A 14,750-nucleotide genomic window follows, 5' to 3' on the forward strand; every position below is an offset into this window, starting at 1 on the left:
AATCAACGGTAAACGGCAAGACTCAGTCCGCCGCAAATGCAGACGAGAAGGCAGGCCCGGAACAGCGACGGGTGCCAGACGAGACGGTAGAGGCCCGTATAGGCGAGCAGGCGGTCGACAGCCCAGGTCGCGATCGCGCCGAGGACGAACATCAGCACCACCGTCGGCATGTAGGCATCGAGAATGGCGATTTCACGCGGCATCATGACGAGGCTCCTGGTTGGGGATGCACGGGGCGGTTGCGGTTGAGCGGCTCGAGCGGCGATTCCGGGTCGAGCAGCGCGGTCCGCACGAAATGCAGGTGGCTCAGGATGCGCTGCAGCCGGTGGCGCTCGTCGCGCGACGGCTCGACCGCATCGAGCGTTTGCCGGGTCGCGTCGATCGCCGCATTGGTCGCGGCGAGCGTCGCGTCGAAACGCGCGGCGCTCGGCCGGGTGAACAACGCCGACAGCGCGGTGCGCATCGTGTCGATCGCGCGCCGCCACGGCATCGCCGGCGCATAGCGCGGGTCGGCCGGCAGCGTCGCGAGCTCGTGACGCAGGTCGATCGTCGCGTTGCCGGTTTCGAGCACCGCGAACATCCAGCGCAGCGCGTCGCGCTGCACGTCGGGCTGGTCGGCCGACAGCGTGTGCGCCTGGTACATCAGGTCGCGCGCGCCGCTTTCGAAGCGCGTGCGCAAACCCGCGAGCCGCGCGTGGCCGGCTGCGACGGCCTGGTGGCGCAGATCCGCGAACAGCCGCTTCTTGTGCCACGGCGCGGTCGGCGGGAACAGCACCGCGAACGCGATCGCCGACGCCAGCATCGCCAGCACGAGCGCGAGCGAATCGTTCATGAAGCTGGTCGGATCGTAGTGCGTGATGTTGTCCGGGCCGGCGAGGAAGCTGAAGAAGATCAGGTAGCCCATCCCGTAGCCGGCGAGCTTCGGCTTCAGCGTCATGAAGATGCCGATCGCGAGCAGCGGCGCCAGTGCGACGCACAGCAGCGGGAAGCCGTCGATGTGCGGATAGATGCCGAACGTCAGCAGGAAGCCCGTGCAGACGGCGAGCGCCGTGCCCATGCCCATCTGCGCGGACATTGCGGTGGGGCGCGGCGTCGACGACGCGAGCGCGCAAGTGGCTGCCGCAGTCAGCGTCATCGTCACGCCGCTCGGCCACGCGGTCTCGATCCAGAACCAGCCGAGCACGAGGATCACGGTCGCGGTGCGAATCGCCGCGATCACCATCGCCGTCGCATTGGTGCGCGGCTCGTAGCGCTCGATCCAGCGTTCGCGTTCGTGCGTCGCGCTCGACAGCGACGCGTAGGTGGCCGCGTACTCGTGCAGGTCGGTGATGAAGCGGTACAGCAGTTCGGCGGCCGTATCGAAGTCGAGCAGCGGAAAGTCCGGTTGCGTTTCGAGCGCCGCGCGCGTCGCGCGGATGCGGCGCGGCAGTGCGTCGCGCCACGCGAGCAGTTGCGTGGCCGCGTGGCCGGCATCGGCCGACGTGCGTACCGGTTCGCCGGCCGGCGTCAGCAGCAGCGGGGCGATCTCGCGAAAGTACGGCTCGATCGCGTCGATCGCGGCCTGCGCGCCGGCCGCATGCAGCCGGTTCATCAACTGGTGCAGCGCATGGAAGCGGCTCGACGCGCTCATGAACTCGCTGTTCAGCCGCGCAAGGCGGCCGCTGCGCATCCGCGTGTCCGGGTCCTCGAACACGGCCATGCTGCGCGCGGCTTCGAACCCGACCACGTCGGCGACGAAGCGCGTATGGATGGTTTCGATATGCGCGCGGTCGAGCTGGCCCGACAGCGCCGCCGCGACGTAGTCGACGAAACTGCCGAAGCGCTTGCGCACCGTCGTGCGCATCTGCTCGCCGGTGGTCCGCGGAAACACGAGGGCGCTGACCACGCCGGCCGACACGATCCCGACCATGATTTCGGCCACGCGCGTCATCGCGCTCATGAACGCACCGTCCGGGTGTTGCGACGCGGGCAGCCCGATCAGCGCGGTCGTGTAGCCGGCCAGCAGGAAGCCGTAGCTGCGGAAGTTGCGGTTGCGCGCGGCGCCGGCCGTGCACAGGGCGACCCACAGCGCGACCGCCAGCAGGAACAGCTGCGGCTGCTGCGGGAACAGCCCGACGAAGGTGAGCGTCGCGATCAATCCGAAGATCGTGCCGGCGACGCGATAGAAGCTTTTCGCGAGCACCGCGCCGCTTTGCGGCTGCATCACGATGAACACCGTCGTCATCGCCGTTTTCGGCGCGGGCAGGTCGAGCCGCATTGACACGCCGGTCGCGATGAACGCGGCGAGCAGCGCCTTGAACAGATAGAGCCACGCGGCGCCGTCGGTGCGGGCCCAGTCGCCGAATGCGGCATACCAGGCCGCGAACGGGCCGCCGGCGGGCGTGGAAGCGGGGGAGGAGGCTGACATGGCGACGCTCCGCGTTACCGTGCGGCCGGCACGCCGGACGCGCCGGTGGTGGCGACTTCCGCAGGCCGGGCGACGGCTGCCGCGGGCTTCGTGCCCGACGCGGCGGTGGGCGCGGCAACCGCGGCGGCGGCTTCGTCCTTCGGCACGTCGCTGCCCGTCTCGACTCCACCCCCGAGCGCGGCCATCAGCTGCGCGTGCGCGGCGAGGCGTTCCGCGTCGATGCGGGCGGCCGTCTCCTGCGCGCGCAGCAGTTGCTGCTGCGCGACCAGCACGTTCACGTAATCGGTCAGCCCGCGGCGGAAGCCTTCACGCGACAGTTGATAGCTGCGATCGTTGGCCGCCACCGAGCGCGCGGCGTCCTTCTTCTGCGTATCGAGCGAGCGGATTCGCACGACCTGGTCGGCGATGTCCTTGAGCGCGCCGACGATCGTCTGGTTGTAGCGCTCGACCGCCTGGTCGTAGCCGGCGTTCGCGGCGCCGAGCTGCGCCCGCAGCCGGCCGCCTTCGAAGATCGGCAGCGACAGCGCGGGGCCGGCCGTCCAGCCGCCGTTCATCGCGCGCAGGAAGTCGGTGAACGGCGCGGTCACGCCGAAGCCGCCGACCGTCGCGAGCAGGTCGATGTTCGGGTAGAACGACGCCTTCGCGACGTCGATGCCGCGCGCCTGCGCGTCGACCGTCCAGCGCGCCGCGACGACGTCGGGGCGGCGGCCGAGCAGGTCGGCCGGCATCGCCGACGGCAGGCCGGCCGGCGCATCGAGCGCAAGCTGCGGCCGCTTGATGGTGTCGCCGGCGCCGGGGCCCTTGCCGGCCAGTGCGGCGAGCTGGTGGCGCGCGAGCTGGATCGCCTCTTCGTAACTGTCGATCTGGCGCTCGTAGTCGGGCAGCGTCGATTCCGCCTGGCTCACGTCGAGCTGCGTGCCGAGGCCGGCCTGCAGCCGCTTGCGTGCGAGATCGGCGAGCGAGCGCTGGCGTTCGAACGTCTCGTGCGCGAGGTCCAGCAGCGCGTAGTTCATCGACATGCCGACATACGCGCGCACCACGTTGACTTCGAGTTCGAGCTTGGCCGCCCGTGCGTCGGCGGCGGTCGCATGCGCGGTGTCGAGCGCCCGCTCGGTCGCGTTCTTGTCCTTGCCCCACAGATCGAGGTGGTACGACAGGCCGAGCGAGCCGGTATTGTTCCAGGTGTCGGCGTTCGCGAGCGGCCCCGGGCCGTAGTACACGTTGTCCGGCCAGTGCTGGCGCATCAGCGACAGGTTGCCGTTGATCTGCGGCAGTTCGGCCGAGCGGGCGACGCGCGCCATCGCCTGCGCTTCGCGCACGCGGGCCTCGGCGGCCGCGAGGGTCGGGTTGCCGGCCTGGGCGGCGGCGATCCATGCATCGAGCTGGGGGTCGCGGTACGCGCGCCACCAGTCGGCGGCGGGCCAGCCCGCGTCGCGGTCGGCCGCGCGGATGGCCGCGCCGGCGTCGAGCGCGTTCGCTTCGATGCGAGTGGACTGGGTTTTGTTGTCGCCCATGCTCGCGCAACCGGCCATTATTAATGAGACTGCAAGAACCGCCAGTGCGAGCGTCCCTTTTGTCGCCGGAGACTGCACGATTTTCTCCCTTTCGGATATAGATGAGTCGGAGGCGATTATATTTTTCAGTGATTCCTGAATAAACGGACAACGGTGCAAGTCATTTTTACGAATCCTGAGATAATATTTGTTGGACCCTGTGCAACAATCCCTCCGGATTCAAACGGGTAATGGGATGGATACGCTACAAAACATGCGGGTATTCGTCCGCGTGGTGGACGCGGGAAGCTTTACCGCGGCCGCCCAGCAGATGAATTCGACTACCGCCTACGCGTCGCGCGCGGTCTCGGATCTCGAGGCCCACCTGCGCACGCGTCTCCTGAACCGCACGACGCGCCGGATCGCGCTGACCGAAGCGGGCGAGCGCTATCTGCAGCGCTGCGAACAGATCCTCGCTTACGTCGACCAGGCCGAAGCCGAGGCGGGCGACGCGCACGCGCGTCCGTCCGGCAAGCTGAAGGTCCATTGCTTCACGAGCCTCGGCCAGCACTATCTGGTGCCGGCCATCGCGCGCTATCGCGAGCGCTATCCGGACGTGCACGTCGAGCTGACGCTCGCGCAGCGGATGCCCGACCTGCTCGACGAGGGCTACGACGTCGCGATCGTCGTCGGCCGCGATCTGCCCGATTCGGGGCTCGTGTCGCAGCGGCTCGGCGAGAGCTACAGCGTCGTGTGCGCATCGCCGGGCTATGTCGAGTCGCACGGCGTGCCGCAGCGGCCGGCCGATCTCGCGCAGCACGTGTGCCTCGGGATGGTCGCGCCGGGCTTTCACTTCGACGAATGGGCGCTGGCGGGGCCGAACGGCGACGAGGTCGTGCCGATCACGGCGCCGCCGTTCCGCGTGAACGTCGCGGAGGCGCTCGCGGTGGCCGTGCGGGAGGGGATGGGGATCGGCGGGCTGCCGCTCTATTCGGCGATCGGCTGGCTGCGCAGCGGGCACATCGTGCGCGTGATGCCCGAGTACCGGTCGCACGTGATGAATATCTATGCGCTGTATCCGTCGCGCCAGTACCTCGACGCGAAAATCCGGACCTGGGTCGATTTCCTGCGCGAAGAGCTGCCGCTCACGCTCGAAGCCGACGAAGCGGTGCTCGAACAGTACACGCGTGCGACATGACCGCGCGGTCAGCCACCATCTGACGAGATTTGTCCTTCACGCAACATTTTTTTACGAACGTGTGTCAGACAGTTTGATACTGTTGGAATTAACGAGATACACCACACCGGAGTAGCGATGGATACGCACCTGATGATCGGCCTTGGCGTCCTGCTGGGCGCGGCTGCCGCCGCGGCGGCGACCCGCGACCTGCTGCGTGCGATGAAGGCGAAGGCGCAGATGAAGCCCGTGCCGGTCCGCGTGCGCGAGCCGCGCCGCCCCGGCCGCTGATCCCGCCGTCACGCTTCAGACGGGCAACGCCGCGCCACGCGGCCGCCCGGGCCGGCGCTCAGCCGAGCTCGACGACCTTGTCCCACGCGAACGCGGGGTTTTCCCATTCGCCGGTGCGCCGGTGAAGGTAGCCGCGCGGATTGCACACCACGCGCGTGCCGCCGTCCGCCACGTAGTCGAATGACGTATGCGTGTGGCCGTGCAGCCACAGATCCACCGGCGGCCGCACCAGTTCCGCCATGTCCGTGACGAACCCCGCCGACGCCAGATCCTCCGCATAGCGTTCCGCCAGCGAGCGCCGGTGCGGCGCGTGATGGGTAACGACGATCGTCTTGCCCGCGAACGGCGCCGCCAGTTGCGTTTCCAGCCATGCGCGGCCGCGCCGGTGCAGCGCGATCGCGTCGGCCGGCGCGAAATCCCGTTCCGGCGCCCCCGCTGCCGTACGCAATGTCGCGTCGTGCGGCCACGTCACCTGGATCAGTCCCTTGAAATCGAGCATCACCCGCAGCGCGGCGTCGATCGCACGCGCGACGCTGGCTTCGTCCCGGCCGAACAGCGAAAAATCGGCCCAGAGCGTCGTGCCCAGCACGCGGAAGCGTTGAGCGGGATCGACGTAGACGCCGTTGTTCAGGTAATGCACGTTGTCGAGCGCATGCGCCGCGTCGCGCATCGCCGTCTCCAGCGCGCCGAATTCCCCGTCGTAGTACTCGTGGTTGCCCGGCACGTAGACCACCGGCACCGCCGGGTCGAACGTCTCGGCGGCCCAGCGCAGGCCTTCCGCGTGATTGTGGATGTCGCCGGCCAGCACGACGAGATCCGCGTCGGCATGCGGGATCGCGTCGGGCAGGTTGTTTTCGAGATGCAGGTCGGACAAGACGCGGACTTTCACGGGCTTGGCTCCTGAGTAGGCGGCGTCAGCGCAGGACCTTGCCGGGATTCATCAGGCCGCGCGGGTCGAGCGCGGTCTTCAGCGTGCGCATCAGCGTGGTTTCGACCGGCGACTTGTAGCGTTGCGCGTCGTCGATCTTCAACTGGCCGATGCCGTGCTCCGCGCTGATCGTACCGTGATGGCGGTGCACGTTGTCGTAGACGATCCGGTTGATCGGTTTCTGGAATTCCGCGAGGAACGCCTTCGGATCGCCGCCTTCGGGCGTCTGCACGTTGTAGTGCAGGTTGCCGTCGCCGAGGTGGCCGAACGTGACCATGCGCGCGCCCGGCGCGGCCTGCTGGATCGCCGCGTCGGTCTCGTCGATGAAGCGTGCGATCGACGAGATCGGCACCGCGATGTCGTGCTTGATGTTGAGTCCTTCGTCGGCCTGCGCGAGCGGGATGTGCTCGCGCAGGTCCCAGAACGCGCGCGACTGCGCAAGGTTCTCCGCGACCACCGCGTCGACCACGAGCCTGGCCTCGAACGCGTCTTCCATCAGCTTCTCGAACAGCGCGCGCGCATGCGCTTCGCTTTCGTTGTCGGACAGCTCCAGCAGCACCGTTTGCGCATGCGTCTGCGCGAACGGGTAGCGCAGTTGTGGATAGTGCTTGCCGACCAGCTGCATGCAGAAATCCGACATCAGCTCGAAGCCGGTCAGCAGCGGCCCGGCCGCGCGCTGCGCGAGCGTGAGGAAATCGAGCGCCGCGTGCGGCGATTCGAGCGCGGCCAGCGCCGTGACCTGCGCGGCCGGCAGCGGATGCAGCTTCATCACGGCCGCCGTGATGATCCCGAGCGTGCCTTCGGCGCCGATGAACAGGTCGCGCAGGTCGTAGCCGGTGTTGTCCTTGCGCAGTCCGCGCAGCCCGTCCCAGATCTCGCCCTGCGGCGTCACGACCTCGAGCCCGAGGCACAGCTCCCGCGCGTTGCCGTAGCGCAGCACCGCGGTGCCGCCCGCATTGGTCGACAGGTTGCCGCCGATCGTGCAGCTGCCTTCCGCCGCGAGGCTCAGCGCGAACAGCCGGCCGCCTTCGCGGGCGCGCGCCTGCACGTCGGCGAGGATCACGCCGGCTTCGACGGTGATCGTGTTGTTGTGCGGATCGAGCGCCCGCACGCGGTTCAGGCGCGCCAGGCTCAGCACGGCCTGGCTGCCGCTCGCATCGGGCGTCGCGCCGCCGGCGAGGCCCGTGTTGCCGCCCTGCGGCACGAGCGCGACGCCGTGCACGTTGGCGAGCTTCACGAGCGCGGCGACTTCGGCCGTGTTCGCGGGCCTCAGCACCGCGCACGCCGCGCCTTGGTAGCGGCGGCGCCAGTCGGTCAGGAACGGCTCGGTATCGTGCGGATCGGTCAGGACGTGATCGGCGCCGATCGCGTCGCGGCACGCGGAAACGAAAGCTTCGGAGGACATCATCACCTTGTCGCGTAAGGGTCAGGACGTGGCGCGCGGTTTTTTCGCCGCGCGCTTGAACGGCGCGACGTAAGCCAGCGCCGCCACGAAGAAGCCGACGGCAAGCGCGGCCTCGCACCAGCCGAGCGTAGCGGACAGCCCGCGATCGGACATGCCGCGCACGATGCCTTCGGCGAGATAGACGAGGATCAGCATGCTCGCCCACTGCATCGTATAGATGTTACGCCGCCAGACGCCGGGCAGCGCGAGCGCGAGCGGCACGGCCTTGAGCATCAGCGCGGAGCCGCCCGGGCGCAGCGGCGCGAGCCACAGCTCCCACGCGAGCGACAGCGCGATCAGCGCGACGAGACACGCGGCGGCGGCCAGCGCGTAGCGCGGCCGGGCCGCGATGGCGGGGCGGGCGGGGGCGTTCATGCCGCCTCGGCGGCCTGGGCGCTGGCGAGGGCCGCGGCGGCGCGGGCGAGCCGTACGCCGAGCGCGGCCGCGAGCGCCTTCTCGTCCGCCGACAGCCCGGCGGGCGCCGAGCGGTCGTGCTGCGCGACGTGCGACGCGCCGTACGGCGTGCCGCCGGTACGCGTCGTGCTCAGGGCGGATTCGGTGTACGGGATTCCGACGATCATCATCCCGTGATGCAGCAGCGGCAGCATCATCGACAGCAGCGTCGACTCCTGGCCACCGTGCAGGCTGCCCGTCGACGTGAACACGCTCGCCGGCTTGCCGGTGAGCGCGCCCGACAGCCATTGCGGCGTCGTGCCGTCGAGGAAATACTTGAGCGACGCGGCCATGTTGCCGAAGCGGGTCGGCGAACCGAGCGCGAGGCCCGCGCATTCCTCGAGGTCGCGCAGTTCCGCGTAGGGCGGGCCGTCGGCCGGGATGTCGGGGGCGGTGGCTTCGCAGACGGCCGACACGGGCGGCACGGTGCGGATGCGGGCCTGCATGCCCGGCACGCTGTCGATGCCGTTCGCGATCGCGAGCGCGAGATCGCGCGTGGCGCCGTGACGGCTGTAATAGAGGACGAGGATGTCTTTCATGGGCGACGGAGCCGCGTGCGGCCGCGCGCGTGCCCGGTGCAGTCGGCCCCTGCTGGAATCGAGCGGCTATTATAGGGGCTGAAGCCGTCGCGCTGCGCGGCGGCGGCGCGCCGTGACGCGCGTAGCATCGAGAAGGAGAAGCCGTTTGCCGAAGTTGAGCGTGGATCTCGTCACCATCAAGCGCCTCGCGCAGTTCGCGGCCCGGCGCAGCGCCGAGGATCGCATCCCGCAAGTGGCGGGCAGCCTGACCTTCACGACGCTGCTGGCGCTCGTGCCGCTCCTGACGGTCGCGTTCGCGCTGTTCACCGCGTTCCCGATGTTCGCGTCGTTCCAGATCTCGCTGCAGGGGTTCCTCGCGGATCACCTGATGCCCGCGCAGTTCAACATCCAGATCTTCAAGTACCTGAACCAGTTCGCGTCGAAGGCCAAGGGGCTGACCACGGCGGGCCTGATCGTGCTCGTCGTCACGTCGGTGATGACCATGATGACGATCGAATCGGCGTTCAACCTGATCTGGCGCGTACGCAAGCCGCGGCCGTTCGCGCAGCGCGTGCTCGCGTACTGGGCGCTGATCACGCTGGGGCCCTTGCTGTTCGGCGTGAGCTTGTCGATCTCGTCGTACCTGTTCACGCAGTCGCTCGCGTTCACCGGCGCGGGGCCGTCCACGTCGATGGTGGAGTGGCTGCTCGCGCTCGCATCGCTGCCGTTGACGGTGCTCGCGTTCACGCTGCTGTACGTGTACCTGCCGAACTGCACGGTCGCATGGCGCGACGCGGTGATCGGCGGGCTCTTCGCGGCCATCGCATTCGAACTCGCGAAGCGCGGCTTCGGCTACTACGTGCGGCGCATTCCGACCTATACGGCCGTGTACGGCGCGTTCGCGGCGCTGCCGGTGTTCCTGCTGTGGGTGTATTTGAGCTGGTTCATCGCGCTGCTGGGCGCGATGGTGGCGTCGGCGCTGCCGGCGATTCGCGTCGGCCAGTTCCACCGCATCCACTATCCGGGCAGCGACCTGCTCGACGCGCTCGAATTGCTCGCGCGGCTGGCCGAAGCGCGTGCGGCCGGCAAGCGCGGCTACACGGCGCTGCGGCTCGCGACGATGCTGCGCTGCGACATGGAAACCGCGCAGCGATTGCTGACGACGATGGAGGAGCGGGAATGGGTCGCGCGGCTCGACGGTGGCGGGGAGACCACGCCGCGCTATATCCTGCTCGCGAACCCGGAGCAGCTGACGCTCGCGCAACTGTTCGACGTGCTGGTGATCGATCGCACCGAGCTGACCTACCAACTCCAGCGGCGCCGCAGCCACGTCGACGGGGCCGCGCTGCTCGACGTGCTGTCGAACGACCGGTTCGACGTGACGCTCGCATCGCTGATCGCCGCGCACCGGCTCGCGGGCGGGCAGCCGGCCGGCAGCGCCGCACCGGCGCCGGGCGTCGCCGACGCGCACGCGCAGCCGCCGCGGCCTGCCTGAAGGCGGGGCCGGCGGCTACAGCGGGATCTTGCCGGTGCAGATGTCCTTGAACATCACCCAGTCGCCCATCAGGCTGTAGATCGGGTGCCGGAACGTGGCCGGGCGGTTCTTCTCGAAGAAGAAGTGTCCGACCCACGCGAACCCGTAGCCGCAGACGACCGCCGCCGGCAGCCACAGCCAGTGGCCGGTCGCGACCGCCATCGCGACGCAGCCGATCACGCCGAGCGAGCCGATGAAGTGCAGTCGCCGCGACGTCAGGTTCTGGTGCTCGTTCAGGTAATACGGGTAGAAGTCAGCGAAGCTGGCGAATTGCTCCGTATGCGTATGCGCCATGGCCGTCTCCTCGGGCCGCTGTTCATGGGGCCATTGTGCGGCCGGCGGCCCGTGTCCGCAAGCGGTGGCGGGCCGCCGCGCCGGCCCGTGCTTTCCTTTTGACAGGCTTTCCGATAGGATCGAAAGAGATTTTGCATTCAAGCATGAGGGGACTACGATGCGCGTCAGCGATATTCTGAAAGTGAAGGGCAACACGCTGTTTACGGTGACGCCCGATAAGCCGCTGCGCGAAGCGGTCGATACGATGGCCGAACACGACATCGGTTCGCTCGTCGTGATGGAATACGGCGATCTCGTCGGGATGCTGACGTTTCGCGAAATCATCCTGCGCCTGCACGTGAACGGCGGCGCGATCGGCGACGTGCAGGTGCGCAAGGTGATGGACGAGCCGCTCACGTGCACGCCGGAAACGGACGTCAACGAAGTGCGCCGGATGATGCTCGAGCGTCACGCACGCTACATGCCGGTGCTCGACAAGAAGGTGCTGATGGGCGTCATTTCGTTCTATGACGTCGCGAAGACGGTCGTCGAGGCGCAGAGCTTCGAGAACCGGATGCTGAAGGCGTACATCCGCGATTGGCCGGAATCGGAAGCCGAAGCGCACAAGCCGTGAATCGCGCCGCGCCCGGCACGTCGATGCATGGGCGCCGCCATCCGGCACGCGGCGGCGCAGGCATGTCCTGCGCCGCCGTTTTTTCAACGACAACACGAGGCCCGCGCAGCATCGCCCAGACGATGCGCGCGTATTCCGCATGAGCGATCACACGCAAGCCACTTCGGGGCGGCGCGACGAACGTCGCGCCCACGCATCGCAGTTCGACCTGCTGCGCGAGCGCCGCTTCGCGCCGTTCTTCACGACCCAGTTCCTCGGCGCGCTGAACGACAACGTCTTCAAGATCGGTTTCACGTCGCTCGTCACGTATCACACCGCGCGGTTCTCCGGCGTCGATGCGAAGACGGCCGCGTTCCTGATTTCCGCGATCTTCATCCTGCCGTTCGTGCTGTTCTCGGCCACCTCCGGCCAGATCGCCGACAAATACGACAAGGCGACCCTCACGCGCTTCGTGAAATCGTTCGAGATCGTGCTGATGCTGGTCGGCGCGGCCGGCTTCGTCACGCACAGCGCGACACTGCTGTATCTGTGCACGTTCATGATGGGGATGCACTCGACGCTGTTCGGGCCCGTCAAGTATTCGTACCTGCCGCAGCATCTCGGCGAACATGAGCTGGTCGGCGGCAACGGGCTCGTCGAGATGGGCACGTTCATCGCGATCCTGATCGGCACGATCATCGGCGGCGCGGCGGCCGGCATCGAAGGCAGCGGCGAGCGTGTGCTCGCGGTGAGCGTCGTCGTCATCGCGCTGGCCGGGCGGCTCGTCGCGCAGCGCGTGCCGCCGACACCCGCGCCGCAGCCCGACCTCGTGATCAACTGGAACCCGGTCAGCGAAACCTGGCGCAACCTCGGCCTCGCGCGCCAGAACCGCACGGTGTTCCTGAGCCTGCTCGGCATCTCGTGGCTGTGGTTCGTCGGCGCGACCTTCCTCACGTCGTTCTTCAATTTCGCGAAGGACGTGCTGTCCGCGAGCCCCGACGTCGTCACGATCCTGCTCGCGACGTTCTCGGTCGGCATCGGCCTCGGCTCGCTGCTGTGCGAGCGGCTGTCGCAGCGGCGCGTCGAGATCGGCCTCGTGCCGCTCGGCTCGATCGGCATCAGCGTGTTCGCGATCGAGCTGTATTTCGCGAGCCATGCGCTGCCGTCGCCCGGCCATCTGCTGTCGGTCGGCGAATTCCTGGCCGGTGCGCGCCACTGGCGCATCCTCGCCGACCTGTTCCTGCTCGCGATGTTCGGCGGCTTCTACAGCGTGCCGCTGTACGCGCTGATCCAGAGCCGCAGCGCGCCGACGCACCGCGCACGGATCATCGCCGCGAACAACATCCTGAACGCGCTGTTCATGATCCTGTCGGCCGTGATGGCGATGGGGCTGACCAAGGCCGGGGTCGACATCCCGGGGCTGTTCCTCGTCACCGCGCTATTGAACGTCGTAGTCGCGACGTATATCTACCTGCTCGTGCCCGAGTTCCTGCTGCGCTTCGTCGCGTGGGTGCTCGTGCATACCTTCTACCGGATTCGCCTCGTGCACGCGGAGCGGATTCCGGCGGAAGGGGCGGCAGTGCTCGTGTGCAATCACGTCAGCTACGTCGATGCGCTCGTGCTGGCCGCCGCGAGCCCGCGCCCGATTCGGTTCGTGATGGATCACCGGATCTTCAAGACGCGTTTCGCGAGCTGGGTATTCCGGCATGCGAAGGCGATCCCGATCGCACCGCGCCACGAGGACCCCGCGATGCTCGCGCGTGCGTACGACCTCTGCGAGGCCGCGCTGAAGGACGGCGAGCTCGTGTGCATCTTCCCCGAGGGCAAGCTGACGAAGACGGGCGACATCAACACGTTCCACCACGGTATCACCGAGATCCTGAGCCGCACGCCGGCGCCGGTGATCCCGATGGCGCTGCGCGGGCTGTGGGGCAGCTATTTTTCGCGGCATTCCGATGCGCGGATGCCACGGCCGATCAAGCGCGGCGTGATGAGCCGGCTGACGCTGGCGGTCGGCGAGCCGATCCCCGCTTCTGTGGCGACGCCCGAGGCGTTGCAGGCGGCGGTGACCGAACTGCGCGGCGCGCGGAAGTAGGCGCTGGGCTGCATTGCGCGGTGCCGACACTTAGAGGCCGAGCGGTGCCGCTTGCATGGCCCAAAGAGCGTTTGTCAGGGCTCCTTTGACCGCGGAGCATGATTCACGACGGACCGGACGTCCCGAACCGCCGGGACGACTGGCATAATATAGGTATTCTTATATTCCACGACTTCCAAAATATAGGTCTGTCTATATTTCGACAGACGATGTATTGGCTTGTCTAATTCTCTTTGGGCGGTTCCATCATGTCCGGCAATACCCTCGGCACGCTTTTCACTGTCACGACCTTCGGCGAATCGCACGGTCCCGCGATCGGCTGCGTGATCGACGGCTGCCCGCCGGGGATGGGACTGACCGAAGCCGATATCCAGATCGAACTCGATCGCCGCAAGCCGGGCACGTCGCGGCACGTGACGCAACGGCAGGAGGCCGACGAGGTCGAGATCCTGTCGGGCGTGTTCGAAGGCGTGACGACCGGCACGCCGATCGCGCTGCTGATCCGCAACACCGACCAGCGCAGCAAGGACTACGGCAACATCGTCGAGACGTTCCGTCCCGGCCACGCCGACTACACCTACTGGCAGAAATACGGCATCCGCGACTACCGCGGCGGCGGTCGCTCGTCCGCGCGCCTCACCGCGCCGATCGTCGGCGCCGGTGCGGTCGCGAAGAAGTGGCTGCGCGAGCGCTTCGGGGTCGAGGTGCGCGGCTACATGAGCGGCCTCGGCGAAATCGACGTGCCGTTCGTCGACTGGTCGCACGTGCACGAGAATCCGTTCTTCTCGCCGAACGCGGCGGTCGTGCCGGAGCTCGAGGCGTACATGGACGCGCTGCGCAAGGATGGCGATTCGATCGGCGCGCGCATCGACGTCGTCGCATCGGGCGTGCCGGTCGGCTGGGGCGAACCGGTATTCGACCGGCTCGATGCCGATATCGCGAAGGCGATGATGAGCATCAACGCGGTGAAGGGCGTCGAGATCGGCGCGGGCTTCGACAGCGTCGCGCAGCGCGGCTCGGTGCATGGCGACGAACTGACGCCGGCCGGCTTCGTCGGCAACCACGCGGGCGGCGTGCTCGGCGGGATTTCGACGGGGCAGGACATCACCGTGTCGATCGCGATCAAGCCGACGTCGAGCATCCGCACGCCGCGCCGCTCGATCACGAAGAGCGGCGACGAGGCGACGGTCGAAACCTTCGGCCGCCACGATCCGTGCGTCGGCATTCGTGCGACGCCGATCGCCGAATCGATGCTCGCGCTGGTGCTGATCGATCATGCGCTGCGCCATCGCGCGCAGTGCGGCGACGTCGAGACGTCGACGCCGAAGATCGCGGGCAGCGCGACCTGATAGAGGCGGGCGGGGCGCCCTGTGTCGCCTCGGCAGTGGAGCGATGAATGCAAGCGGGGCGCTGCGTGATGCAGCGCCCCGTTTCGTTTATGGCGGTTCGCAGTGACCGACGCAAAACGCGCCGCTCGTGGCGGCGCGTTCCGGCAGGTTACATGTTCGGATAATTCGGCCCGCC

14 protein-coding genes are annotated in these 14,750 nt (G+C 68.1%); 6 read left to right on the forward strand and 8 right to left on the reverse strand.

Features of this window, described 5'->3' with window-relative positions; genetic code table 11:
* Positions 1–2: 2 nt before the first annotated feature.
* Genes AP428_RS04435 through AP428_RS04445 form a run of 3 tightly spaced genes read right to left on the reverse strand, consistent with a single transcriptional unit; the run spans position 3 to position 3,999 of the window.
* The gene (locus AP428_RS04435) at positions 3–206 is read right to left on the reverse strand and encodes a DUF1656 domain-containing protein (protein WP_006476212.1); all 204 of its coding nucleotides are present in this window, start codon (positions 204–206) and stop codon (positions 3–5) included.
* Positions 203–2,407 carry an FUSC family protein gene (locus AP428_RS04440; RefSeq protein WP_006476211.1) on the reverse strand — a complete coding sequence of 735 codons (2,205 nt, stop codon included), beginning with the start codon at positions 2,405–2,407 and terminating at the stop codon, positions 203–205. The genes AP428_RS04435 and AP428_RS04440 overlap by 4 nt, the downstream gene beginning before the upstream one ends.
* Before the next feature lie 14 nt (positions 2,408–2,421).
* Entirely contained in the window at positions 2,422–3,999 is a 1,578-nt protein-coding gene (locus AP428_RS04445; RefSeq protein ID WP_077180235.1) for an efflux transporter outer membrane subunit, read from the reverse strand.
* Positions 4,000–4,156: 157 nt separating this feature from the next.
* On the opposite strand from AP428_RS04445, the gene AP428_RS04450 reads away from it, so the two are divergent.
* Both AP428_RS04450 and AP428_RS37100 read left to right on the forward strand, forming a co-directional pair.
* A complete protein-coding gene (locus AP428_RS04450) occupies positions 4,157–5,098 on the forward strand; it encodes a LysR family transcriptional regulator (protein WP_054927659.1) in 942 nt (313 codons plus the stop codon).
* A 117-nt stretch (positions 5,099–5,215) separates the two neighbouring features.
* The gene (locus AP428_RS37100) at positions 5,216–5,368 is read left to right on the forward strand and encodes a hypothetical protein (protein WP_006476208.1); all 153 of its coding nucleotides are present in this window, start codon (positions 5,216–5,218) and stop codon (positions 5,366–5,368) included.
* Between the two features lie 58 nt (positions 5,369–5,426).
* Here the strand turns inward: AP428_RS37100 and AP428_RS04455 are convergent, their stop codons facing one another.
* Genes AP428_RS04455 through wrbA form a run of 4 tightly spaced genes read right to left on the reverse strand, consistent with a single transcriptional unit; the run spans position 5,427 to position 8,732 of the window.
* Positions 5,427–6,257, reverse strand: a complete 831-nt coding sequence (locus AP428_RS04455) for a metallophosphoesterase (RefSeq protein ID WP_054927660.1) — start codon at positions 6,255–6,257, stop codon at positions 5,427–5,429.
* A 25-nt stretch (positions 6,258–6,282) separates the two neighbouring features.
* The gene (locus AP428_RS04460) at positions 6,283–7,704 is read right to left on the reverse strand and encodes an FAD-binding oxidoreductase (protein WP_054927661.1); all 1,422 of its coding nucleotides are present in this window, start codon (positions 7,702–7,704) and stop codon (positions 6,283–6,285) included.
* An 18-nt stretch (positions 7,705–7,722) separates the two neighbouring features.
* A complete protein-coding gene (locus AP428_RS04465; protein ID WP_011545231.1) occupies positions 7,723–8,115 on the reverse strand; it encodes a DUF2069 domain-containing protein in 393 nt (130 codons plus the stop codon).
* Positions 8,112–8,732 carry an NAD(P)H:quinone oxidoreductase gene (gene wrbA, locus AP428_RS04470; protein ID WP_006476205.1) on the reverse strand — a complete coding sequence of 207 codons (621 nt, stop codon included), beginning with the start codon at positions 8,730–8,732 and terminating at the stop codon, positions 8,112–8,114. Before wrbA ends, AP428_RS04465 begins: the two co-directional genes overlap by 4 nt.
* A gap of 145 nt (positions 8,733–8,877) precedes the next feature.
* Here wrbA and AP428_RS04475 point away from each other — a divergent pair, with 145 nt between their 5' ends.
* Positions 8,878–10,206, forward strand: coding sequence for a YihY family inner membrane protein (locus AP428_RS04475; protein WP_011694267.1), 1,329 nt, complete (start codon positions 8,878–8,880; stop codon positions 10,204–10,206).
* A 15-nt stretch (positions 10,207–10,221) separates the two neighbouring features.
* Here the strand turns inward: AP428_RS04475 and AP428_RS04480 are convergent, their stop codons facing one another.
* Positions 10,222–10,539 carry an Mpo1-like protein gene (locus tag AP428_RS04480; protein WP_006476203.1) on the reverse strand — a complete coding sequence of 106 codons (318 nt, stop codon included), beginning with the start codon at positions 10,537–10,539 and terminating at the stop codon, positions 10,222–10,224.
* Between the two features lie 157 nt (positions 10,540–10,696).
* Between AP428_RS04480 and AP428_RS04485 the strand changes: the two genes are divergently transcribed.
* The 3 genes from AP428_RS04485 to aroC all read left to right on the forward strand — a co-directional run bounded on the left by AP428_RS04485 (position 10,697) and on the right by aroC (position 14,575).
* The gene (locus tag AP428_RS04485; RefSeq protein WP_006488504.1) at positions 10,697–11,152 is read left to right on the forward strand and encodes a CBS domain-containing protein; all 456 of its coding nucleotides are present in this window, start codon (positions 10,697–10,699) and stop codon (positions 11,150–11,152) included.
* A gap of 139 nt (positions 11,153–11,291) precedes the next feature.
* The gene (locus AP428_RS04490) at positions 11,292–13,226 is read left to right on the forward strand and encodes an MFS transporter (protein ID WP_011545233.1); all 1,935 of its coding nucleotides are present in this window, start codon (positions 11,292–11,294) and stop codon (positions 13,224–13,226) included.
* Positions 13,227–13,474: 248 nt separating this feature from the next.
* A complete protein-coding gene (aroC, locus tag AP428_RS04495; RefSeq protein ID WP_011545234.1) occupies positions 13,475–14,575 on the forward strand; it encodes a chorismate synthase in 1,101 nt (366 codons plus the stop codon).
* The last annotated feature ends 175 nt before the right edge of the window (positions 14,576–14,750 follow it).

The sequence above is a fragment of the Burkholderia sp. E168m22 genome (assembly GCF_001319805.1).
GTDB lineage: Bacteria > Pseudomonadota > Gammaproteobacteria > Burkholderiales > Burkholderiaceae > Burkholderia > Burkholderia orbicola.